This window comes from Deinococcus sp. Arct2-2 (assembly GCF_004801315.1).
In the GTDB taxonomy this organism is placed as follows: Bacteria; Deinococcota; Deinococci; order Deinococcales; family Deinococcaceae; genus Deinococcus.
In genome coordinates this window covers 86,642-109,724 of the sequence record NZ_SSNW01000009.1, presented here as the reverse complement: position 1 = coordinate 109,724, position 23,083 = coordinate 86,642, and the positions used below count along the sequence as shown (strand labels likewise).

Genomic DNA, 23,083 nt, shown 5'->3' with positions numbered 1-23,083 from the left:
ACGGGAAAGGCGTCCCAGACAACATTTTTACATGCTCTGTGTTTTGGAACCAAAAACTGTCCGAACCATTGGTCATAGGGCGGGTTCGCCGCTTGTAGCCCCTCTGCTTCGCAGCGCCCCTCTCCCGTAGGTGGGCAGGGAATAAAAACCAATACGACGTTGTAATGATGCTGAGAACGCTGGCTCACACTTTCTATCAGGCCGTCTCCCTTTGCCCCCCAAACACCTTTATTCACCTCTAAACTTTGGGTGTATCCCCCACTTCCCCGCAACCCCTCTCCCCTTTCCGGCGTATAAGAATGTATGAGCCAGCCTGTGCGACCAGAAAAAGTCATCGTGACCCAGAACGTCGGGGCGCGTGCCCCTCTCACAGCGGGGCGAATCGCGCTGTACACGGGCGGCGGGGTGTTGGCGCTGGCGGGCTTGGGCGGCGCGGCGGTGGCGGTAGCAGGCGTGGCCCTGACCACCGTGACCCTCGCGGCGTTCGCGGTGGCGGTGCTGGCCGTCATTTTCCTGATGCCTGCCCTGCTGATGGGCCTCAACGCCGCCCGAATCAAGGCCAAAGAAGGGGTGGCGCGGGCCATGCCACTGGAAACCCTGATTTTGCAACGCGGACAATTTGAGAATCTGATTTTGGCGAAGGGCAGGCAACTGTCGGAAGCCAACGGGCATCTGGCCGACTTTGAGCGCCTCATTAATGCCAACCGCGCCGATATGGACGCCGCAGACGTGGCCCGCTGGGAAGGCGACCTGAGCATGAGCCGGGAAGCCTTTGGCCGCGCCCAGACCCATTTGGACGACTTGCGGGCCGACTTGGTGGCCTTTGACCGTCAGATCAAGAAAGCCCGCATAGACACGCAGTTGGCGCAGGCCAAAGGCAATGTGGCCTCGGCGCTTCAGCAGGCCAACCTGAGTGCCGAAGACCAGCACGTGACCGAAAGCGCCCTGAGCGAAATTGCTCGCCGCGCCGGACGCAACGCCGCACTGCTCGATCAGGCGTTGGCGAGTGGCGAACGGACTTCGCGGCCCAACGGTGGTACGGCATGAGCCGCAGCCGAGTCGTAGGCGGGCTGTTGGCCTTGATTCTCTTGGGCTGCGGCGTAACGATATTTTTGGATCAAAACGGTGCATTTGGCGACACACCCGCATCTGTGGTGAACCCAGTCAATACGCCCGGCACACCTACCCCGCAGCCCGACACGTCTGGCGCAGACGGTTACGGGGAACTGAAATGACCTTTCCCTTACCCCCACTTGGCCCCCGCTTGGAGACTCCATGAAACGCACCCTACTGACCTCACTCCTGCTGACATTTACTGCGGCTCAGGCCGCGACTCCGCCCACCCTGAACGTCGCGACGGGCAGCCCCACCGGAACCTACAGCGCCATGTTCAAGAACATAGGGCTGGTGTGTACCCAAAGCGCCTACCTGCGCGAGCGCGGCACCAGCGGCAGCTTGGAAAACATAGACCTGCTGCTGAACAACGAAGTCTCTTTGGCCTTCGTGCAAAGCGATGTGCTCAAGGCCCGCCAGCAGATCGACCAAGACCCGCGTGTAGAAGGCATCCGGACCCTGTTGCCGCTGCACCGCGAGGAACTCCATTTGCTGGCCAAGCCGCCTACCTCAAGCAAGAATATTTTTGGGCGCGTGACCGTCACTGGAGTCCAGACCTTTGCCGACCTGAAGGGCAAACGGGTGGGCGCGTGGGGCGGCAGCATCGTGACCGCCAAAGTAGTGAGCGCCATGACCGGCGTGCCCTACCAAATCGTGACCATGAAGGATCAGCCCAGCGCCATTGCCGCCCTGAACGCCGGACAGGTGGACGCCGTGCTAGCCGTGGTGGGGCAGCCTGCCACTTGGGTCAAGGGCCTCAGCGGACTGAATTTGGTTCCAGTCCCCAGCAATGCCAAACTGACGGCCATTTACGCGCCTGCCAAGCTGTTTTATCCAAATTTGTCGGCCCAAAGCGTGGCGACCATTTCGGTACAGAGCGTGCTGGCAACACGCGACTTTAAGACCGCCGACAAAAAGCAATTGCTGCTGGCCTACCAGAAATGCGCGATGGACAAGCTGGTGAACTTGCAAGAAGACGAGGGAATGCATCCTAAATGGCAGGAAGTGAACTTTAAGACTTGGCCTTGGCCGCAGTACAAGTGAGGGGGAGGGGCGGGTTCGCCGCTGAATTGCCCCCTCACCCCGCTGCTTTGGCAGCGCCCCTCTCCCACGAGGGGCGAGGGCGAAGGGCTAGGGCTAGGAACTTGGCCTTTTGCTCCCTCTCCCTTGAGGGCCGGGGACTCGCAGAGCTACGCAGTAGAGGGGGTGAGTGAGCGCCAGCGATTGCCCCTCCGCCCTAGCCTCAGACCCTCAGACGCCCTCCCTACTCCCCACTTCCGCCCCCAAAAACGAATTCAGGCGGCGCGAAAGCCCTTTCATTTCCCCGCCCAGTTCGCCCGGTACACCCCCGAAGGCCAACACTGCCAGCGTGCAAGGTTGGCCTTCATTTGTTATGGGTTCAGCGGCAGCTTCGGCAATCAAGTCACTCAGAGCACGGGCAAGGCGGGCGTAGCGTTCCGGTGTGAGGCGCAGGGTCAAGGCATCTAAGTGGGTGGGATAGGGTTCCACTGCGGGCGAATCGGGCAGGCGCGGCGGCGGTGCGGGGTGTTGCAGGTCGCCAAAGCCGAAAGTGTCATCTGCGTCGCCTTGCATCAAGCCCCAAGACCGCTCGTAGGCGTGCAGGAAGGCTACCGAGAGTTCCTGCATATCTCTGGTTCCGTTGCCCTGTCCGTCTTCGGGCGGAAGCAAGCTGGACGCCACCAGAAACTCCCGTGCGGCCAGTTGATAGGCCACTTTGCCCGCCTTGCGCTCCAGCCGCAGCAAGAGTCCCAATCCAGCCAGTTTGCGGGCGTGGTGGTGGGCCAGATTGGCCGCCATACCCACCGCCGCCGCCATATCGCTGGGAGATGTGGGCGCGAGGAACCGGGCCAGAAAGTGATGCTGTTGCCGCAGGGCGCGGGCCTGTGCTGCGCCCGTGATTCTCAGTTGCGTTTGCTGGGTGGCCGTCATGCATTCAGCGTGGCACAGCGGCTTTCAGCCCGCGCCCCCTGCCGCTGAAAGCCACATCAAGGCACGCTCAAGCCTTTCTGACAGGCCCATCAGACTCCGCTGACTTGTGCGTGCTACTTCTAGTTTGATGAAGCGCGTTGCCTTACTGTTTGCCCTTTCCTGTGCCCCGTTTACCTGTGGTTCTGCCGCTGCTGCCCCCGCCAAAGCAGACGTAGACAAGGCGGCGATGCGGTTGGCGAGCGTGCTGAACGGCGTATTGAGGAACTGTCCCACCAGCTTCGCCAAGATTGGCACCAACCTGAAGGCCTGCGTGGGCACAGGCGGCACCGTGGAAAACGTGCGGATGAAACTGGTGGCTGAACTACAGGCCGACCTGTACGGCGTGTGGCGCAGCCGCGACGAGCAACGCAGCGTGTTCAATTGGCTGAAAACGCCTGCCGGGTTTGTGTACGTGCGCCTGCAACCTGACCCGGATGGCCGCGCCCAAACGCTGGTGTATTTGGATACGCCGCCCAACAGTGCCCCTGCGCCCGCTGCCGCACCAACCACGCCGCCTAGCACGGCGGCCAAGCCTGCAACCCCAACTCCAACCACGCCCGCCAACTCTACCCAAATCGGCGGCGTGACCCTGACCCGGCCCACGCCTGCTCCGACTCCGACTCCGACTGTGCCAACTCCCAGTGCGCCTGCACCGACGCCCACACCGCCCGCCGTTACCCAAGCCCCCGCGCCCAGCGCTGCTGTATTGGCTCCCTTGCCCTACACCCGTGTGCTGGAACTGTTGCCCCAACGAATTAATGGGCAGGATGTGCGGGCCGTACAAAACCGCCTGATCGCCCTCACTCAGCCCAACAGCGGCGGGCGCGGCGACGGTTATTTTGGCCCGGTCACAGCGGCCACCGTGCGGGCGTTTCAGGCGGCCAACGGCCTTGGGGTAACGGGGCAAGTAGACCGCGCCACTTGGGACATGCTGTTTTCGGCAGCGGCCAAGCCGTTCAAGGCCAGCGCCATTCGCTGAGTGGGCCGTATTCTGAACGCATGACCGCCCCCGCTCCAGCATCCGTCACCGTGCCGCTTAACCCTGTGCCGCTCAATATCCTCAGCATCCAGTCTTGGGTCAGTTACGGGCATGTGGGCAACGCCGCCGCCGTGTTCCCTTTGCAGTGCCTCGGGTTCGAGGTTTGGGCGGTAAACACGGTGCAGTTTTCCAACCACACCGGGTACGGGGCGTGGACGGGCGCGGTCTTTCCACCCGAACTGGTGGCCGACTTGCTGGACGGCATAGAGGCACGCGGCGCACTGCCGGAATGTCACGCGGTTCTCAGCGGCTACATGGGCAGCGAAGGCACGGTGGGAGCCGTTGTGGGCGCGGTGCAGCGGGTGCGGGCGGCCAACCCGGCGGCGCTGTACTGCTGCGACCCCGTGATGGGCGACGTGGGGCGCGGCGTGTTCGTGCGGCCCGAACTGCCGGAACTGATCGCGGCTCAGGCCATTCCCGCCGCAGACATCGTGACGCCCAACCAATTTGAACTGGAACTCCTGACCGGGCAAACGGTGAACACGCTGGAAGACGCCCTGAGCGCCGCCCACGCCCTGCGGGGCCGCCTGAACCCCAACGGCCCCCAAATCGTGTTGGTCACCAGCCTGACCCGCAGCGACGCGCCGCAAGACACGATAGAAACCCTAGCAGTCACGGGTGACGGTGCTTGGCTGTGCCGCACGCCGCTGCTGCCGCTCGACCCACCGCGCAACGGCACCGGCGACGCGATTGCTGCGCTGTTTTTGGGGCAGTACATCCGCACGGGCGATGTGGCCGCCGCCCTGAGTCTGTCCATGAGCGCCCTGTATGCCCTGCTGGAGCGCACCCACCACGCCGGAACCCGCGAAATTCAGTTGGTGGCGGCAAGGGACGACTACGCCGCGCCGGGGCGGGTGTTTGAAGTGGAACGAGTGGGCTAGAAATCTAGAAGCCGGACTTGTCTGGATGTGGGCGGAAAATGAAGGCCAGCCTATTCGTGTCCGGTGTACACCATTCAAAGGCAGGTTAAGATAGGCGACATGTCCACAAGCACAGAGCAGGCCATAGGTCAGACCTCCGGCGCGGCGCAACTGAGCGTAAATACCATTCGCACCCTCAGCATTGACGCGGTGCAGCGGGCCAACAGCGGCCATCCCGGTGCGCCGCTGGGAGCCGCGCCGATGGCCTACGTGGTGTGGCAAGATTTCCTGCGCCACAACCCCAAAAACCCCGAGTGGGCGGGCCGTGACCGCTTCGTGCTGTCGGCGGGCCACGCCAGCATGCTCATCTACTCGCTGCTGCACCTGACCGGCTACGACATGCCCCTGGAAGACATCAAAAACTTTCGGCAGTGGGGCAGCAAGACGCCCGGCCACCCGGAGTTTTTTCATACCAAAGGCCTAGACGCCACCACCGGCCCACTAGGTCAGGGCGCGGCGATGACGGTGGGCATGGCGATGGCCGAGCATCACTTGGCCGCCCGCTACAACCGCGACGGCTTCCCCGTGTTCGACAACTACATCTATTCCATCTTGGGCGACGGCGACTTGCAAGAAGGCATCAACCACGAGTCGGCGGCCTTTGCCGGACACCTGAAACTGGGCAAACTGATCTGGCTGCACGACGATAACCAAGTGCAACTTGATACCGCCACCAACAAGGCCGAATCCGAAGATACCTCCGAGCGTTACCGCGCCTATGGTTGGGAAGTGCTGCGCGTGCAGGACGGCAATAACCTCGATGAAATCCGCGCCGCTATAGAGCAGGCCAAGGCCAACAAAGATCAGCCCACCCTGATTCATGTCCGTACCGTGATCGGGTTCGGCAGCCCCCGCGCTGGCACCAGTAAAGCGCACGGCGAGCCGCTGGGAGCAGAAGGCGTCGCTTCTACCAAAGCCGCGCTGGGCTGGACTTATCCGCCCTTTACCGTGCCCGACGAGGTGAAGGCCCATATGGACGCCACCGCACGCGGCGCGGAGCAGGAAGGCCAGTGGAACGAGATGATGGCAGGCTACCACGCCGCGCACCCCGAACTGGCCGCCGAACTGGACGCGATGCTGGCCCGCAAACTCCCCGCGAATCTGGCCGACTCTTTGCCCAACTATGAAGTGGGCGGCAAGGCGTCGGGCACCCGCGTCAGCAGCGGCGAAATCATCAATGCTCTGGCAAAAGTGGTGCCCGGTCTGATGGGCGGAAGCGCCGACCTGAGCGGCAGCACCAAAACCACCATCACAGACGGCGGCACGCTGGAACCCGGCCACTACGAGGGCCGCAACGTGTACTTCGGCGTGCGCGAATTTGGGATGGCCGCCGCCGCCAACGGCCTGAGCCTGTTCGGTGGCCTGCGTCCGATGGTCGGCACGTTCCTCGTGTTCGCCGACTACCTCAAGCCCGCCTTCCGCCTGTCGGCCCTCCAGATGCAGCCCGTGACTTATGTGCTGACCCACGATTCCATCGGGCTAGGCGAGGACGGCCCCACGCACCAGCCGATAGAGCAACTGGCGATGCTGCGCTCTGTGCCCGGCGCACACGTGATCCGGCCCGCCGACGCCAACGAAACCGCCGCCGCGTGGCTGATGGCGCTGGAATACGGCAAAGGCCCCACTGCCCTGATCTTGTCTCGCCAGGATTTGCCCATTTTGCCCCGCAACCACGCAGGCGTGAAAAAGGGAGCCTACGTGCTGCGTGACGCCGACAATGCCCAGATTATCCTAGTTGCCAGCGGCAGTGAAGTGGCCCTTGCCCTCAGCAGTGCCGACGCCCTCGCCGCCGAAGGCATCGGTGCCCGCGTGGTGTCCATGCCCTGCATGGAAGTCTTCCGCGCCCAAGACCGCAGCTACCGCGACAGCGTGCTGACCCCCGGCGTGAAGCGCGTGGCGATTGAAGCCGCCACCAAGCAGCCTTGGTACGAATGGGTCGGCACAGACGGCGCGGTCATCGGCATGGACACCTTCGGCGCATCGGCCCCCGCGCCCATCCTGTTCGAAAAATTCGGCTTCAGCGTACCGAACGTGGTGAAAACGGTGAAAGGTCTGCTGTAAAGACGAAAGACCGTGAGTGGTCAGTGGTCAGTAGTGAGTGGGAAAGGCGTGGTGAGCGCTAGATTTACGCCGCTGGGCAGTGAAGAGAAATTGAACCACCAGAATTAAAATCAAGTTACCCCGTTTAGGGCTGGGTAAGATTGTGGGCGAGTACGGCGAGGACAACTCGGAAGCGAAGTGAAGGCAGGGTTTTGGTTTGGACGGAGCGAATCTGAGCTTCAACGAGTTGAGAGAACACCGTTTCAATTCGTTTGCGCAATTTCGGGTGGCGGTCTTCCCGCCACCCGGTGTCGTCTCTCGTCTTCGTCTTAGGTGGAACGATAAACCCTAAGCTGCACTAGCCCTTGTCGCCAATGATCTTTGGGCCGCCACAGTCAGGCCATCGGCGGTTGAGTTCGGACCCAACGGTGGTGTCATGCAAGTTGGCTGGTTGGACGAGGTAGTGCATGATCTGCCCGGCAGGTGAGACCCAAGCGTGCAATGTGTAGCCGTAGACGTCACCTTGAGTGCCATGCCCCCAACGCGCACCGGGAAACGCTGTGCGTTTCCCGCGTTTAGGACGGCACATCGGGAGCGGCATGGAATCAATCATCACTTCGGCACAGCGCTCTGCTGGACAAACGATTTTCTCCAGATGATCGAGCAGTCGCACTCCTCGGGTAGAGGCCTGAGTGTAAGAAGGCAGACCGGGTCGGTCTGCCTTCAGCATGCTCCACCAGATCGACGGATACGGGTGTTTGAATACCAGACGAGCCAAGAGCAGAGCGAGCAAATGAGCGTCACTGAGTTTTTGATGGCGGCATCGCCGCTCATCCGAAACGTGTTGTTTGGCCCAGCGATGGAGTCGACGAATCACAGCCCGACGCCCTAAACTGTGGTGGAGACGATATCTAACCATATCGTCTCTCTTTTTATCGTCTGGGTGCGGGTAAAACTAGAGCTGCTCAACCCCTAAACGGGGTAAGTTGTTAAAAGCGCCCCTCCTCTAACCTCTAGGGAGTGGGCGTTTTCTATGATCAAAAACAAAAACGTTCTGAGCCTTCTTCCTGTATTTGCTACACGCGCCCTAAAGGACAAAGCGGGCCGGGGCGTGTGAAATAGGCGCATGACCTCAGACCAGAAACACGAGCCGGAAACTGCCGCCACCCAAGACATGCCCGAAAAAGCGCCCGCCGAAACGCAGAGCGAGCAGCCCGGCAGTGAAGCAGAAATGAGCGTCGCGCCGGTGGTCGTGCGCGACAACTATCAGGGCAGCGGCAAATTGAGTGGCAAAGTCGCCATCGTCACGGGCGGAGATAGTGGCATCGGGCGGGCGGTGGCAGTGCATTTTGCGCGTGAGGGCGCAGATGTAGCCGTGCTTTATCTCAACGAACACGAGGACGCCAAAGCGACTGCCGAAATGGTGGAAGGCGAGGGCCGCACGTGCCTGATCTTGGCGGGCGACATCGGTGATCCGCAGTTTTCGATTGACGCCGTACAACAAACGGTCACCAAGTTTGGCCGCCTCGACATCGTGGTGAACAACGCCGCCGAGCAGCACCCGCAGGACAGCATCACCGACATCACGCCGCAGCAACTACAGGCCACCTTCCGCACCAACGTGTTTGGGATGTTTTACCTGACGCAGGCGGCCATGCCCCGCCTCAAAGAAGGCGCGAGCATCATCAACACCACCAGCGTCACGGCGTACAAGGGCAGCCCGCAACTGTTTGACTATTCCAGCACCAAGGGCGCGCAGGTGGCCTTTACCCGCAGCCTCAGCCAAGCGCTGGCCGAACAGGGCATCCGCGTAAACGCCGTGGCTCCCGGCCCCATCTGGACGCCCCTGATTCCCGCCACGATGGACAAGGAAAAGGTAGGCGAACACGGCGCGAACGTGCCCCTGAAGCGCCCCGGCCAACCCGCCGAAGTCGCGCCCGCGTATGTGTACTTGGCGAGCGAGGACAGCAGCTACGTGACGGGGCAAGTGATGCATGTGAACGGGGGCGAAGTGGTCAACGAGTGAAAACTGTGAGTGGTAAGTAGTCAGTGGTGAGTGGAAAAAGCGGGAACTGCACACAGAATATCGTTGCAGTCCCCGCTTTTCATCTTTTCCCACTCCCTACTGACCACTTACCACTTACAGCAATTACATCCCTTCCAGCATCAACCGGTCTGGATTCTCTAAGAGCCGGATCACTTCTTTGCAAAAGCGGGCGGCTTCTGCGCCGTCTACAAGGCGGTGATCGAAGCTGAGGCTCAAGTACATCATGTGGGCCACCACGATCTCGTCGTGTTCGTTCACAATCGGGCGCTTGACGATGGAATGCACGCCCAGAATCGCGGCGTCGGGCACGTTGATGATCGGGAAGGAAAACAGCGCCCCGATGGAGCCGATATTGGTGATGCTGAAGCTGCTGCCCGTGAGTTCGTCGGCGCTGAGTTTGCCGTTCTGGGCGCGGCCTGCGAGGTCAACTACTTCGCGGGCCAAGTCGAACACGCTCTTGTGGTTCACGTCGCGCAGTACGGGTACGGTCAGGCCCGCGTCGGTGGCGACGGCCATACCCATGTGATAGTACCGCTTTTGCACAATTTCCCCTGTCGCCTCGTCAAACGAAGTGTTTAGGCTGGGGTATTTGCGGAGCGCCACCGCCACTGCCTTGAAGAAAAACGGCATGTAGCTGAGGCGCACGCCCGCCTCTTTCGCCTCGTCCTTCACGCGGTCACGGAAGGCCACGAGTTTGGTCAGGTTGACCTCATCCACGGTGAGCGTCCGGACAGTGTAGAGGTGGCTGGCCTGCATCTGGTTGCTGATGGCGCGGCGCATTCCGCGCAGTGGCACGCGGTCTTCGAGGTGTTCGTAGCCTTTGGGCGTGCGGTACTGCACGGGGGCGACAGGCATTCCGGCTGTGTTGGGCTGGGTAGGTTTGGCAGGCGCTTGGGGTTGAGGGGCCGGGGCAGGGGCAGCAGATTGGGCGGGCTGAGTTTGAGCGGCTGGAGCCTGTACCGCTGGCGCTTTTGCTGCCTCCACATGCGCCGTCACGTCCTGCACACGCACGCGCCCGTTGGGGCCGCTGCCCTGTACCTGCGCCAAATCTACCCCCAGTTCGCGGGCCAGTTGGCGGGCGGCGGGCACGGCCAACACGCGGCCATCTTCGCGGGTCTGCACGGTGGGCTGAGAGGGGGCGGGAGCCGTCAGAACGGCGGTGCGGCCAGCGTTTCCTAAACCCTGCACCCTCACCGTTTCGTCGCTGGCAAAGGCTTTGAAGAGGCTGGTATCGTCGTCGGCTTTGGCCGGAATATGGCCCGCTTCTACAATCGAGCGTTCTTCCTGCGCTTGCGGGGGCAGATGCTCGGCTGTCGTAGCGGAGTTTTGAACGCTGTCCTGAATGGCCTGAATCGGGGCCACGCTCTCCCCTGCTGCCGAACCACTGGCCGCACTCGCCGCGCCGCTTTCATCGATCAGCGCAATCGCGGCGTGGACGGCCACCACGTCGCCTTCCTGCGCCAGCCGTTTGGCGAGGCGTCCGGCGACAGGGCTGGGCAGTTCCACGGTTACTTTGTCGGTCATGACTTCGCAGAGGGGTTGTTCCAGCGTGATCATGTCGCCTTCCTGCACCAGCCATTTTAAGATTTCGCCCTCTACGACGCTTTCAGCAAGTTCGGGCAGCAGCACTTCTTTCATAAGAACCTCGGTTGTGGGGGGAGGCTGTAGGAACAGACCCAGCCCCAGATGAATTGTGTTCAGCGCAGGACGTTTATCTGAGAAGGAAGGCCCGCAGTAAGCCGTAAGCCATCAGAATGACGCCCAGAATCTTGATCCAGCGTTCGTCGCCCGCATAGAACCAAGCCGCTATGCCCAGCAGCACGAACATTGCGCCGATGCATAGGCTTTGCCACGGTTCGGGGAGTCGACCTACCTGCGAGTACAGGCCAAAGCCGATCAGCAGGCCGATGGTGCCGAGGAAGGGACGCAGAAAGTTGGGATTCATAGCCCTCAGCATAAAGATTAATAATCCAAAGCCTAATAATTCAGCGCCTTCACGCAGGCCGCCGTGATGCGGTTGGGGCCGGGCAAATACACCTTGTCCTGCACGTAGGGATACGGCGTATCGAAGCCCGCCACCTGCCCCACCGGAGCCAGCAGCGAGTCGAAGGCCTGCTCCTGAATCACGTAGGCCACCTCGCCCATAAAGTTGCTGATGCGCGGGGCCTCGCTGACCAGCACGGCGCGGCCCGTTTTTTGCACGCTGCTCAGGACGAGTTCCCGATCCCACGGCACGAGGCTTCGCAGATCGATGACTTCCACGCTCACGCCTTCTGCGGCCAGCGCGGCGGCGGCCCGTTCTGCGTCGGGCATCACGCCGCCGTAGCCCACCAGCGTCAGATCCGTGCCTTCCCGCCGAATGGCACCCTCGCCAATTTTGACGGTGTAGTCGTGGCTGGGCACTTCCCCTTTGGCCGCCCGATACAGGCGCTTGGGTTCAAAATAAATGACCGGGTCTTCCCCACGAATGGCGGCTTTCAGCAGGCCTTTGGCGTCGTAGGGCGTGCTGGGCATCACCACTTTCAGGCCCGGCGTGTGCGTAAAGTAGCTTTCGGGGCTTTGACTGTGATGGTGGCCGCCCTTCACGCCGCCGCCGCTGGGCGTGCGAATGATCATGGGCGCGGTAAATTGCCCGCCGCTGCGGTAGCGGATTTTGGCCGCCTGACTGATGATCTGATCGAACCCCGGCCCCATGTAGTCGGCAAACTGGATTTCGGCAATCGGACGCAGGCCACGCACGGCCATGCCCACTGCCGCGCCCACAACGCTGGCTTCCGACAGGGGCGTATCGAACACCCGGCGCGGGCCAAATTCGGCCTGCAACCCGGCTGTGGCGAGGAAGACGCCGCCGCGTGCGCCCACATCTTCACCAAAGACCACCACGCGGTCGTCACGGGCCAGTTCCTCGCGCATAGCTTCCGTCACGGCCTGAATGAGAGTGAGGATGCGGGTCTCCCCCGCTTGAGTTGGTCGCTCTTGGGTGGCCGTCATTTCTGGCCCTCCATCTCGGCCCGCACGAAGGCAGCTTGCTCGCGCAGATGGGGCGGCGTATCGGCGTACACGTCCTCAAACATGATTCGCCAATCGGGTTGACCGGTGGCTTCGGCCTTCAGCACATCGGCGTCTACAGCCCTGTGAACCGCCGAAATCAGGTCAGCACGTTCTTCGGCATCAACCGGGTGGCCCAAGTGCGCCAGCAGTCCTTCTACGCGGGCAATTGGGTCGCGGGCCAACCAAGAGTTCACTTCGTCGCGGGTGCGGTAGTTCTTTTCAGCGTCGGCATCGGCGTTGCTGTGAGAACCGACCCGGTAGGTCAGGCATTCCACCAGCGCGGGGCCGTTGCCTGCCCGCACCCATTCGGCGGCGTACCCACAGACTTCCATCACGGCAATAATATCGTTGCCATCGACATAAAACCCCGGCATCCCGTAGGCTTTGGCCTTGATATGAATGTTCGGGCTGGCTGTTTGGGCGGCCAGATTGGTGCTGATGGCCCACTGGTTGTTCTCGCACACGAACAGCGCCGGAGCTTTGGCCGCGCCCGCCATGTTTAGGCCCGCGTGCCAGTCGCCCTCGCTGGTTGCGCCGTCGCCAAAGGTACACAGGGTAATTTCATCGGTGCCGAGGTACTTTTGGGCCATCGCGTTGCCCGCTGCGGGCGGTACCTGAGAAGCGATGCTGGAGCTGATAGACACGAAGTTTTTGCTGGCGCTACCAAAGTGGTGTGGCATCTGGCGGCCTTTGCACAGGTCGGAATTGGTGCCGAGACACTGGCTGATCAGGTCAATCATGGGCACGCCCATTGCCAATGCCAGCGTGTGGTCACGGTAATACGGCCAGACCCAATCGTGGCCCACGCGGATAGAGCGGGCCAGCCCGACTTGCGTGGCTTCCATGCCGCTGGACTGGGCATAAAAGGTAGTGCGCCCTTGCCGCAGCAGCGTCACCAGTTTGCGGTCAAACTCGCGGGCACGCACCATCTCGCGGTGCAGTTCGCGCAGCAACTCGGGCGTGTAGCGGGCGGGCAAGTCGCGCACAGGACGGCCATCTTCGGCCACCCAGCGCAGCGGCTCGGGCGAAAAGGGTTCGATAGGACTGGCTAGGGGCAGGGTAGTGGGGATGGATGGTGAAGCGGTCATCATGACCGGGCCTCCTCGGATGCGGATGGGAAATAGGCTTGGGTGAAATGGGGTTTAGATGCAGCAGGCGGCAGAAAGCGCGGGCAATCGCTCAAGCTTTGGCCTCCTTCTGCGGTGGAAATCTGTCTAGCAAACGCTCGTTAGGTATCTTATACGGATTCGGCCCGCCGCGTCCTGTGTGGGCAAAAAGAGGCGGCTGGGTGCGGGTTTGGTTACGCAGCAGGTCAGACCAAACTGGCAGAGTGCTTCCAGTTCGCTGGGCAGGGCATCGGTGAGCATGCAGGGGTTAGGGCGCACAGGCTGAAGCTCTCGCCGTGCGCCGTGGAGGACTTGGGGTGTCTAGGAGTGCTGGACGGAGTTGGGTGGGTTCGCTACTCGGACGCCCCCTCACCCCGCTGCTGACGCAGCGCCCCTCTCCCACAGGGGGCGAGGGCAACATACAAGGGCAAAGGCGTGGTTTAGCTCCTCACCCTTGAGGGGGGAGGTTGGGAGGGGGTGAGTGAGCAACGCGATTGCCTGTCCTTTGACACTAGACCCTTAGACGCCTTCCCCGCCCCCCACAAGTTCCGCTCAGTACGCGAAAAACACCAAATCCGCCGGAATATGCGCCGGAATAATCCGCTGCTCCAAGTCGGGCGCGAGGGCCGCCACCCGCGCCGCAGCTTCGGCCAAATACTCGGCGTAAGGCACGTCTCCCCCACTGCGCTCTGGGCGGGCGTCGCCAAACAAGTCCAACGGGGCGGTGTCGGCGTCGTGCGTCCACGCGCCAGAACCCCAATTGAAGTGATACAGCGGCAAAAAGCGTTCGCCGTGTGCGGCTACGAATTCGATGGCGTCCAGCAAAAACTCGACTTCGGCGTCGGTGGCCCAAGGCGCGAGGTTCAGGCGCGTCCAGCCGGGTTTCAGGCCGTCCATCTCGCCCAACACGCAGTTCAGGTAGCGTTCGCTGCGTTCCTCGTCTATGCCCAGCAGCACATGGCCGTATGGCCCAGCACAGGCACACCCACCCCGCGCCTGAATGCCGAACAGATCGTTCAGCAGGCGCACCACGAAGCGGGGATGCAGGAACGCGCCCGACTCGGTGTGGATCAGGAACGACAGGAAGGCCAAGCGGGGCGAATCGGGATTGCCCAGCAGATGCACGCGCTTGTTGAGGGTCAGGCGGGCCATTGCACGGGCAAACAGATCGTGTTCGCGGGCGGTCAGCGCCTTCACGCCCAGTTCTTCCTTCACCTTAAAGGCCAGTGCGGTGCGGATTTTACCCAGAATGGCGGGTGTTCCTGCATCCTCACGGGCCTCTATGTCGTCTATGTAGGCGTGCTTGGTGCGGCTCACGTAGCGCACCGTGCCGCCGCCCGCCGTACTGGGAACCGTCAGGCGGTACAGATGCTCCTGAAAGCAGAGCAAGCCGGGTGTGCCGGGGCCGCCCACAAACTTATGGGGACTCAAAAAGACCGCGTCGTACCCGTCTGCTTTGCCGGGTTTCATATTGATCAGGACATACGGGCCACTCGCGGCAAAGTCGAAGCAGGCAAACGCTCCGTGCGCGTGCAAGATTCGGGCCACCGTGCGCGTATCGGTCAGTAGGCCCGTGACGTTGCTGGCGGCGCTGAAGGAACCGATTTTGGGTCGCCGCACGAATTCGGGGGCCTTGAGGAGCGTCACCAACGCATCCAAATCAAGGTTGCCCCGCTCGCACAGCGGAACTTCTACCACTTCGGCCAGGGTTTCGCGCCAACTGACTTCGTTGCTGTGATGCTCGTAGGGGCCGACGAACACCACCGGGCGCTCGTGGGCGGGCATGGCGTGCAGGAGCGCGGCGCGGTGGACTTCCGGCACGCTGAGACCCAGAATGTCTTGCAGCCGCCGCACCGCCGCTGTGCTGCCCGATCCGCAGTACACCAGCTTGCAGGTGGCGTCTCCGCCCAGTTGCCCTTTCACGTATTCGGCGGCCTGGTGCGCCAAATGCGTGGTCTGCGCTCCCGTCGCGCTGTCCTCGGTGTGGGTGTTGGCGTAGAGCGGCAGCGCCAGCGTGTGCACCCGCTCCTCTATGCTCCGCAGCGCCCGCCCAGACGCCACATAGTCGGCATAGGTCACGCGGCGAGGCCCGAACGGGGTGCGAATCAGGGTGTCTGACCCGATCAGGTCGGCACGGAGCGAGGCGAAGTCCATGAAGACATCTTAATCTGTAAGCTGTTTAGCTACTGTGACAGACCGTAATCCAGCGCAGCGCAATCTTTGCCGCCGCCCACTACACTCTTTTCTTGAGATGAGCGGCGTGCAGACGGGATGGAACGTAATCGTAATCGGTGGCGGCCACGCGGGGCTGGAAGCAGCGTGGGCAGCGGCCAAATATGCGCGGGTCGCGCTGTTGGTGGGCAATCCGTCAACTATTGGCCGGATGCCCTGCAACCCGGCGGTGGGCGGCCCCGGCAAAAGCCAATTGGTCTTCGAGGTGCAAGCGTTAGGCGGTCTGATGGGGCAATTGGCCGACGCCACCGCGATTCATACCCGCGTGCTGAACGCCAGCAAAGGGCCAGCCGTGCAGTCTTTGCGGGTGCAAAACGAACGTGACGCTTACGCCGAACACGCGCAGGACGTGATTTTAGGGCATACGGGCATAGATGTAGTTCGTGGAGAGGCTGCCGATCTGGAGAGTGACGGACGCGGCGGTTGGTGGGTCATCACGACGGATGGACGCAGGCTGGCGGCCCGCAGCGTGGTCATTGCGGCGGGAACCTTTATGCGGGCCGTGACGTGGTACGGACGGCAATCGCGCCCCGAAGGACGGCAGGGCGAGCCACCTTCACGCTTCCTGTCGGAGCCGTTATCGCGGGCGGGGCATGTACTCAAGCGGTACAAAACCGGAACGCCGCCGCGTGTCCGGGCCGACGCCGTGCGATTTGAAGACCTGTTGGAGATTCCCGCCGATCCCAATCCACGCGGCTTTACAGGCCCACCCGGCCCACGCGCCATGCGCTCCCCCACTTGGCAAACCTACACCACCCCCGAAACGCACCGACTCATTCAGGAAAACTTGCACGAGTCGCCCATGTACGCTGGAGATATCGAGGGCTTAGGGCCGCGCTACTGCCCCAGCATCGAAGACAAAGTGGTGCGGTTTGCCCACCATGACCGCCACCTCTTGTTCGTGGAACCCGACGGCATAGAAACCAGCGAGGTGTATTTGCAAGGCTTCAGCTCCTCGCTGCCGCCGCACTTGCAAGACCGCTTGGTACGCACCTTGCCCGGATTTGAACAGGCCGTGATTCAACGCTACGCCTACGCCGTGGAGTACGACGTGGTGGACTCCACCGAACTGACGCTGAATCTGGAGTCGCGCCAGTTGCCGGGAGTGTTCACAGCAGGCCAGATCAATGGCACTAGTGGCTATGAGGAAGCCGCCGCACAAGGCTTGGTGGCCGGAACCGCCGCCGCTCGCCGTGCCGAAGGCTTACCAGAGCAGTTCATTGGGCGCGAAACCGGATATATGGGCGTGATGCTGGACGATCTGGTCTTTAAGGGCAGTGACGAACCCTACCGCATGATGACCAGCCGCGTGGAACACCGCCTGCTGATGAGACAGGACAACGCCGATGAACGCCTGACGCCGCTAGGCCACGAACTCGGCTTAGTCTCTGATACCGAGCGAGAGCGGGTGGCCGCGAAATACGGGCGGGTAGCAAACGCTGTAACGGAATTGGGCCGCCAGCGCGTACAGGGCCACACCGGGGATGCTTGGCTGCGTCGCCCGGAGTTCACTTTGCCGGATGTAGAAGCGTTGGGATTCACAGTCCCCGCCTTAGACGCCACCGAACGGGAAGCCCTAGAAATCCGGGTGAAGTACGCGGGCTACATTGCGCGGGCCGAAACGCAACTGAAATCGGAAGGGCGGGCACGGGAACTGAGTTTGGCGGGCGTGGACTTTGCAGGCATCGCGGCGCTGTCGAACGAAGCCCGCGAGAAGCTGGGACGGGTGCGCCCGCTGACCGTGGAACAGGCGGCACGGGTTCCCGGTGTACGCCACGCCGATATCAGCGCCCTGCTAGTGCATCTCAAGCGTCAATCTGCGTAAAGATGTTTCACGGGAAACTTGACGGTGAAACAAATTGGGGCAATAGACTGAGGTGGGGTGCTTGACCTGAGCCATGTTTCACGGGAAACTTGACGGTGAAACATGACTACCCCCCCCGAACCTTCTGCTCTGACTACACCCTTCGATCAGGGATTACTGCTGGGCATCCTTATTGGTGAAGGGCATTTCGGCGGCGACGGCAAGCAGCCGCACATCACGCTGAGAATGCATACCCGCCACCGCAAACTGTTTGAAGCCATGCTGCGAATCTGCCCCGGCTCGCGGCTGTACGGCCCCTACGATCACGGTGGACGCCAGTATTACCAATGGATGGCGCGTGGCAAAGTGCTGCGCGAGCAACTGATTCCGCTGCTGGACGCCCTGCCGATGGCCAAATTGGACGACCATGTGTTTGAGCGCTACTTAGATATGAAAACGAGGTACGGCCTGATGAATATCACCCCACTAGAAACCCAAACAGAAAAAACGCAGGACACCGCATGACGCCTGAGGGCCAAGACCTGTTGCTTCGGGGCGGTGACGCGCTGGGGTTAGACCTGACGCCGCATCTGCCCGCCTTTACCGAACTGCTGAGGCTGCTGCTGGAAGGCTCAGCCCGCACCAATCTCACTGCGCTTAAGGAAGAACCGGACATCATCCTGAAACATTTCGTGGATTCGCTGACGTGTTTGCAGGGCGGCTACCTACACGGCATTCAGCAGGTCATAGACCTCGGCACTGGCGCAGGTTTTCCCGCCCTACCGCTCGCCATCGTGCAGCCTGAATTACAACTGGTTCCGGTGGATTCCACCCGCAAAAAGATCGAGTTTGTGCGGGCTACCGCCGCTGCACTGGGCCTGACCAACGTGAATCCGCTGGTGGGCCGCGCCGAGGAACTGGGCCAAGACCCCGAACACCGCCAACGCTATGACCGCGTGGTAGTGCGTGCAGTGGCCGCCTTGCCCATTTTGGCGGAACTGGCTTTGCCCCTGCTGCGTGAAAATGGCCTGTTGGTGGCCCAAAAAGGCCCGATCAGCACCGAAGAGCTGAACGCAGGCCGCCGTGCATCAGGCGAAGTGGGGGGAAAAGTACAAGTCGTTGACCCCTTTACGCTGCCCATTCTGGGCGACGCCCGCACGCTGATCGTGATTGAAAAGCTGAAGCCCACGCCCGCCAAATATCCCCGGAAACCCGGCGTGCCGAATCATCAACCCCTGTTCTGGAATGGCAATACGTGAGTAGCCGAAAAATCACGGCAACACCGCTCGACTCCCAATTGACGGTATCTTCACTGGCAATGCTCGTTCTCAAGGACTCTCAGTGAAGACCATCGGTGTGGTCAATCAAAAAGGTGGGGTGGGCAAGACGACCACTGCCATCAATCTGGCTGCTTACCTCGCGGCGGGCGGGCGGCGCGTGCTGCTGCTGGACATGGATCCGCAGGGGAACGCCACAAGCGGCTTGGGCCTGCGCGGGGCCACCGAGGGGCTGTATGAGGCGCTGGGCGAACCGGGCCGAGTCGCCGAATGGACGCGCACCACCGATCAGGCGGGGTTAGATGTCCTGCCCGCTACGCCCGATTTGGCTGGCGCAGGCGTAGAACTGGCCGAAGACCCGGACGCCCTGAACCGCCTGCTGGCGAGCGTGAAGGGCTACGATTTGGTGCTGATAGACGCGCCCCCCAGCCTCGGGCCGCTGACCGTGAACGTGCTGGCCGCCGCCGACGCCCTGCTGATTCCCTTGCAAGCCGAGTACTACGCGCTGGAAGGCTTGGCCGGAATGATGGAAACGGTGGAGCGCATTCAGGGCGGCCTCAATCCACGCCTGAAGGTGCTGGGCGTGGCCCTGACCATGTTTGATGGCCGCACCAATTTGGCGCAGGAAGTGGAGACGATGGTACGGCAACATTTCGGGGAACTAGTGTTCTGGTCGGTCATTCCGCGCAATGTGAGGCTGTCGGAAGCGCCCAGCTTCGCCAAGCCCATCAATGCGTTTGCGCCCTTGTCGAGCGGCGCAGCGGCCTACAAACGGCTCGCCGAAGAGGTGATGCAGCGTGTCGAAAAAATCTAGCCTCGGACGTGGCCTAGACGCCCTGCTGGGCAAGCCTGTGGCCGAATCGGGCAGCGTGACGGGCATCCAAACCCTGCGGCTTGACCGAATTGTGCAGGCCGCCTACCAGCCCCGGCAGGTGTTTGCCGCTGATGGCTTGGCGGAATTGGCCCAGAGCATCCGGGAAAAAGGCGTGCTGCAACCTTTGTTGGTGCGCCCACGCGGAGACGCCTTCGAGATCGTGGCAGGCGAGCGGCGTTGGCGGGCTAGCCAACTTGCAGGGCTGACCGAACTCCCGGTCATCATTCGTGACCTCGGAGACCGCGAGGCGCTGGAAATTGCGATTGTAGAAAACCTGCAACGCGAAGATTTAGGGCCGCTGGAAGAGGCGCGGGCTTATCAAGCTCTGATAGATCACGGGCTGAATCAGGAAGGCGTGGCGCAAGCAGTCGGCAAAGGCCGCAGCACCGTCTCTAATGCGCTGCGCCTGCTGACGCTGGGTGAGGCGGCACTGCGGGCACTGGATAACGGCGAGATTACCGCCAGCCATGCCCGTGCCATTCTTGCTCAACCGACCAAAGACCGCGATTGGGCGCTGGAGCAGATCGTGTCGCGCGGCCTGAATGTGCGCGACGCCGAAGCCCTGAAACGGGAAGTCAAAGCCGAAAAACCCGCATCCCACACACCTATTCCTGTAAATCCGCCTCGCACCTACCGCCAACTGGAACTGGATTTGAGCCGCCGCACCGGAACGCGCGTGCGAATTACAGGGGAGGACAAGGGGCGCGTGGAACTGAATTACGGCTCCCGCGAGGAGCTTGACCGGATTTTGGAACTGTTGGGGTTTGCAGCGGAGGAGTAGGTCGAAGGGTCTTAACAAGAGTTTCCACGCAGGGATTTATGGCGACAGCAACGAAGGCCCTTGAGGTGGGAATTGAAATTCCCCGGTCTTGTGGGCCTTCATGCGAAGTGTCTATGCCTCGGTCCTCCAGCCTACCGCTCAGCATCGTGACTGCGTTGTTGAACCGTGCCACCAGTGTGAGTGGCATCGCCCCCTACAGCACCGTCCGGAAAAGCACCCTGTGCCAGTCCTTGGCACAGCACTCGTTCACGACGAACCAAGATCTTCAGCGCCGAGCCAAGAACGCGCCACAGGGCGCGTTCTTGGCCATAGACTTTGTGATGGTGCCGCACGCGGGGCTGGAGATGGAGGGTCTGAACTTTCACTACAGCGGTCAGGCGCGAACTCAATTGGGGCATCAGTTCACCTCAGCGGCCTTGGTGAAGTTCGGGGCCGATCCGACGCCGCTGTTGGAGCGGTTCACAGTCTCTCGCTTGTTGGAGACGCCCGCGTATCCGTACCGCACCGCGACCCAAGAGATGATTCACACCATCACGCAGTGCCGGGCGGCGGGGGTGTCCATCGCCGGAGTGCTGCTCGATGGAGAGTTTGGACGAGATGAGGTCGTGACCTTCAGTCACGACACGCAGATCCCCGTGCTGGTACGGGCCAAGCGCAACATGAGTGTTCACGTTGAGGGTGAGAGCCTCACCCTCAACGCTCTGGCACAGCGCTTTCCTCCCGAACGGTGCCATCTCTATGCCGAGGTGGGATGGCGTGTCCGTCGGCTTCCCGTGTCGCGTGACGTCGGGGCGTTCGATGTGCTCATCATTTGGCGCAAGGTTCACGGCGAATGGAGCTGCTTTTTTCTGTTCAGCACGTTTGACCCTGCCGTGACCGTCCGAGCGCTGCTGCGGGCTTGGAAGGCCCGCTGGGGCATCGAAGTGATTCACCGGTTGATGAAGCAGAATCTCGGGCTAGGACGCTGCCGCTGTCGAACCATTCAGGCCCAAGACAACTGGGCCTGGTGCGTGGTCGAGGCTCTTCATGCGGTGCTCCTCGTCCGTCAGGAGCAGCCGCAACTGACATGGCGAGCGGCTCAGCACCGAGCCGCACAACACACAGAATTGTACGTCCTGACCGAAGTGCAGCCTGTATCACAACAACTTCACGCCGCCTGACACGCGATTGCGGTAACCGTGGAAACTCTTGGTCTTAAGAAAAACCTAAAAGCAGTAGGGGAGAGGCTTTAACGGCCTCTCCCCTACGTTTTGATTGAACTTAGCGGCGCGTGCCAACGAGGAAGATATTGGGCCAAGGGCGGTACACGCTGCGGAGAATGTCTTGCTTAAAGGCTTGGCCGTTGCGAACGAATTTGCGGGTCACTTCTAAGGTGGCTCCGGGCGCAGCCCAGTCGACTTGCTTGCGCTGTCCGGCGGGCAAAGTGGGGTCAGAAATCAGGCGGTCAGCGGGTGAGGGCCGGGTGGCAAGCGTGCGGGGCGCACCGACTTCGACGGTGTAGTCGCGGGCCTTGCCGAACACCGCGACGGTCAGGCGGGCTTCTTCGTCGTTCCAGTCGGTCTGGAACCACAGTGCGCCGCCTGTATCGTTGGCAAATTTTAGGTCTAGGCTGGGCTGATAGATGGTGGCGTCAAGGCCCTGCGGATCGTAATAATGCACCTGATAAGAGTGGGGCTGGCGCTGAAGCGTGGACAGCCCCGCGCCGTACAGGGCACGAAACACGGTGGTGCTGACCTGACAAATGCCGCCGCCGACGCCGCTGGCCGTGCGCTCGCCAGAGATGACTAGGCCCGTGACGAAGCCAGTGCTGGTATTGATCGTTCCGACAGTTTGGTTGAACGAGAAGACTTTGCCTTCTATCAGGCGGTCTTTGAAGCGCGAGGCTCCGACGTGGATATTGGTGACGCGGGCCGCGCTACTGCCGTAATAGTTGGTTTCGCCTGTGCCCAAATGCTGGGTAATGCCGCGTGAAGCAAAGAAATTCAGCGTGCGCTGGGGGGCTACCTGCCCGGACACAATGACGCTGGCTTGCACGCCCTGCGGATTTTTCAGCACAGCCTCAATGCTGGCGCGGGTCTTGTCCATATTCACGATCAGGCCGTTGCGCTGCACGATAGACCAGCCGTCCCAGAGTTCCTCGAAGAGGGCGTCTACGGGTTTAGAAGGCAAGTCGGCCACAAATTTCTTCAGATCGGCGTCCAGAGAGGCGCTGATACCGCCGCCACGTTGCCGCAGTTGTGCCACCCGCGCACTGGAAATGGTGAGAGTACGGGTGAAGGGCAACGTCGTTTTTTTGCCTTCTACCAGTGCAGGCCACTCGGAGCGCACCGTAATCAGCAGCGGCGCGGTGCGGGCGGGCGTAATCTTCACACTGGGTTCGGGCGGGGTAGGTGCGGGCTGTACGGGAACCACAGGCTCCACCGGGGGGGTGGGAACGGGTTCCAGCACAGGTTCAGGCGTCGGCTCTACAGGCGGCACAGGCGGTGTTTCTACGGGTGGCACGACTGCCGGGGGCGCTTCTACAGGTGGAGTGGGGTCTGTGGGCGGTGTCGTTGGAGGCACGGGCGCAGGAGGCGTGACGGTGGGGGGCATCGGGGGCAAGGGCAATGCCGGAATAACAATTGGAGCGGGTGCAGCGGGCGGCGTCGGTGCGGGTTGCGTCACAGGTGGGACAGCAACGGGAGGCGTTTCCGTCTGCGCCCCCGCGCCGCCTAACCATGCCCCGCCCAAGACTGCACTGACCAGCACCGTCCACCTTCCTACACGCCCAAGTTGACCCTTCATGCTCGGCAGTATTTCACGCGCCCCAG

At 61.9% G+C, this 23,083-nt stretch carries 21 protein-coding genes and 1 pseudogene; 13 read left to right on the top strand and 9 right to left on the bottom strand.

Features of this window, described 5'->3' with window-relative positions:
- On the bottom strand, positions 1-236 hold a 236-nt coding region (locus tag E7T06_RS21465), incomplete at its 3' end, for a hypothetical protein (RefSeq protein WP_205750835.1).
- Positions 237-303: 67 nt separating this feature from the next.
- Here E7T06_RS21465 and E7T06_RS06400 point away from each other — a divergent pair.
- The 3 genes from E7T06_RS06400 to E7T06_RS06390 are packed head-to-tail and all read left to right on the top strand — an operon-like array spanning position 304 to position 2,157.
- Positions 304-1,047 carry a hypothetical protein gene (locus E7T06_RS06400; protein WP_136364991.1) on the top strand — a complete coding sequence of 248 codons (744 nt, stop codon included), beginning with the start codon at positions 304-306 and terminating at the stop codon, positions 1,045-1,047.
- Positions 1,044-1,235 carry a hypothetical protein gene (locus tag E7T06_RS06395; protein ID WP_136364990.1) on the top strand — a complete coding sequence of 64 codons (192 nt, stop codon included), beginning with the start codon at positions 1,044-1,046 and terminating at the stop codon, positions 1,233-1,235. The genes E7T06_RS06400 and E7T06_RS06395 overlap by 4 nt, the downstream gene beginning before the upstream one ends.
- A gap of 40 nt (positions 1,236-1,275) precedes the next feature.
- On the top strand, positions 1,276-2,157 hold the full coding sequence (locus E7T06_RS06390) for a TAXI family TRAP transporter solute-binding subunit (RefSeq protein WP_136364989.1): 882 nt from the start codon (positions 1,276-1,278) through the stop codon (positions 2,155-2,157).
- Positions 2,158-2,364: 207 nt separating this feature from the next.
- On the opposite strand, the gene E7T06_RS06385 is transcribed toward E7T06_RS06390, so the two are convergent.
- Positions 2,365-3,063, bottom strand: coding sequence for a hypothetical protein (locus E7T06_RS06385; RefSeq protein WP_136364988.1), 699 nt, complete (start codon positions 3,061-3,063; stop codon positions 2,365-2,367).
- A 106-nt stretch (positions 3,064-3,169) separates the two neighbouring features.
- Here E7T06_RS06385 and E7T06_RS06380 point away from each other — a divergent pair, with 106 nt between their 5' ends.
- The 3 genes from E7T06_RS06380 (at position 3,170) to tkt (ending at position 7,122) form a co-directional block, all read left to right on the top strand.
- Positions 3,170-4,081, top strand: a complete 912-nt coding sequence (locus tag E7T06_RS06380; RefSeq protein ID WP_240740882.1) for a peptidoglycan-binding domain-containing protein — start codon at positions 3,170-3,172, stop codon at positions 4,079-4,081.
- Positions 4,082-4,101: 20 nt separating this feature from the next.
- Positions 4,102-5,022 carry a pyridoxal kinase PdxY gene (gene pdxY / locus E7T06_RS06375; RefSeq protein WP_168733403.1) on the top strand — a complete coding sequence of 307 codons (921 nt, stop codon included), beginning with the start codon at positions 4,102-4,104 and terminating at the stop codon, positions 5,020-5,022.
- A gap of 99 nt (positions 5,023-5,121) precedes the next feature.
- Positions 5,122-7,122, top strand: a complete 2,001-nt coding sequence (gene tkt, locus E7T06_RS06370; RefSeq protein WP_136364986.1) for a transketolase — start codon at positions 5,122-5,124, stop codon at positions 7,120-7,122.
- 124 nt (positions 7,123-7,246) lie between these two features.
- Here tkt and E7T06_RS06365 read toward each other — a convergent pair.
- A pseudogene (locus tag E7T06_RS06365) lies at positions 7,247-8,020 on the bottom strand (IS982 family transposase).
- A 207-nt stretch (positions 8,021-8,227) separates the two neighbouring features.
- Here E7T06_RS06365 and E7T06_RS06360 point away from each other — a divergent pair.
- A complete protein-coding gene (locus E7T06_RS06360; RefSeq protein WP_136364985.1) occupies positions 8,228-9,127 on the top strand; it encodes an SDR family oxidoreductase in 900 nt (299 codons plus the stop codon).
- Between the two features lie 123 nt (positions 9,128-9,250).
- Here the strand turns inward: E7T06_RS06360 and E7T06_RS06355 are convergent, their stop codons facing one another.
- The 5 genes from E7T06_RS06355 to E7T06_RS06335 all read right to left on the bottom strand — a co-directional run bounded on the left by E7T06_RS06355 (position 9,251) and on the right by E7T06_RS06335 (position 15,459).
- Positions 9,251-10,786 carry a dihydrolipoamide acetyltransferase family protein gene (locus tag E7T06_RS06355; RefSeq protein ID WP_136364984.1) on the bottom strand — a complete coding sequence of 512 codons (1,536 nt, stop codon included), beginning with the start codon at positions 10,784-10,786 and terminating at the stop codon, positions 9,251-9,253.
- A gap of 73 nt (positions 10,787-10,859) precedes the next feature.
- Positions 10,860-11,093 carry a hypothetical protein gene (locus tag E7T06_RS06350; protein ID WP_240740881.1) on the bottom strand — a complete coding sequence of 78 codons (234 nt, stop codon included), beginning with the start codon at positions 11,091-11,093 and terminating at the stop codon, positions 10,860-10,862.
- A gap of 32 nt (positions 11,094-11,125) precedes the next feature.
- Positions 11,126-12,139, bottom strand: coding sequence for an alpha-ketoacid dehydrogenase subunit beta (locus E7T06_RS06345; RefSeq protein WP_136364982.1), 1,014 nt, complete (start codon positions 12,137-12,139; stop codon positions 11,126-11,128).
- Positions 12,136-13,290, bottom strand: coding sequence for a thiamine pyrophosphate-dependent dehydrogenase E1 component subunit alpha (locus E7T06_RS06340; protein WP_240740880.1), 1,155 nt, complete (start codon positions 13,288-13,290; stop codon positions 12,136-12,138). The genes E7T06_RS06345 and E7T06_RS06340 overlap by 4 nt, the downstream gene beginning before the upstream one ends.
- A gap of 567 nt (positions 13,291-13,857) precedes the next feature.
- Positions 13,858-15,459 carry an aminotransferase class V-fold PLP-dependent enzyme gene (locus tag E7T06_RS06335; protein WP_136364981.1) on the bottom strand — a complete coding sequence of 534 codons (1,602 nt, stop codon included), beginning with the start codon at positions 15,457-15,459 and terminating at the stop codon, positions 13,858-13,860.
- Positions 15,460-15,556: 97 nt separating this feature from the next.
- Between E7T06_RS06335 and mnmG the strand changes: the two genes are divergently transcribed.
- The 6 genes from mnmG to E7T06_RS06305 all read left to right on the top strand — a co-directional run bounded on the left by mnmG (position 15,557) and on the right by E7T06_RS06305 (position 21,433).
- Positions 15,557-17,362 (top strand): tRNA uridine-5-carboxymethylaminomethyl(34) synthesis enzyme MnmG, encoded by a 1,806-nt coding sequence (gene mnmG / locus E7T06_RS06330; RefSeq protein WP_136364980.1) that lies wholly within the window; start codon positions 15,557-15,559, stop codon positions 17,360-17,362.
- Positions 17,363-17,464: 102 nt separating this feature from the next.
- Complete coding sequence (locus E7T06_RS06325) at positions 17,465-17,866, top strand: hypothetical protein (protein WP_136364979.1); 402 nt, start codon at positions 17,465-17,467, stop codon at positions 17,864-17,866.
- A complete protein-coding gene (gene rsmG, locus E7T06_RS06320) occupies positions 17,863-18,600 on the top strand; it encodes a 16S rRNA (guanine(527)-N(7))-methyltransferase RsmG (protein ID WP_136364978.1) in 738 nt (245 codons plus the stop codon). Before E7T06_RS06325 ends, rsmG begins: the two co-directional genes overlap by 4 nt.
- A gap of 82 nt (positions 18,601-18,682) precedes the next feature.
- Positions 18,683-19,432 carry a ParA family protein gene (locus tag E7T06_RS06315; RefSeq protein ID WP_136364977.1) on the top strand — a complete coding sequence of 250 codons (750 nt, stop codon included), beginning with the start codon at positions 18,683-18,685 and terminating at the stop codon, positions 19,430-19,432.
- A complete protein-coding gene (gene parB / locus E7T06_RS06310) occupies positions 19,416-20,273 on the top strand; it encodes a ParB/RepB/Spo0J family partition protein ParB (RefSeq protein WP_136364976.1) in 858 nt (285 codons plus the stop codon). Before E7T06_RS06315 ends, parB begins: the two co-directional genes overlap by 17 nt.
- A gap of 113 nt (positions 20,274-20,386) precedes the next feature.
- On the top strand, positions 20,387-21,433 hold the full coding sequence (locus E7T06_RS06305; RefSeq protein WP_168733402.1) for a transposase: 1,047 nt from the start codon (positions 20,387-20,389) through the stop codon (positions 21,431-21,433).
- Between the two features lie 100 nt (positions 21,434-21,533).
- Here E7T06_RS06305 and E7T06_RS06300 read toward each other — a convergent pair whose 3' ends face one another.
- Complete coding sequence (locus E7T06_RS06300; RefSeq protein WP_240740879.1) at positions 21,534-23,057, bottom strand: VanW family protein; 1,524 nt, start codon at positions 23,055-23,057, stop codon at positions 21,534-21,536.
- Positions 23,058-23,083 lie beyond the last annotated feature (26 nt).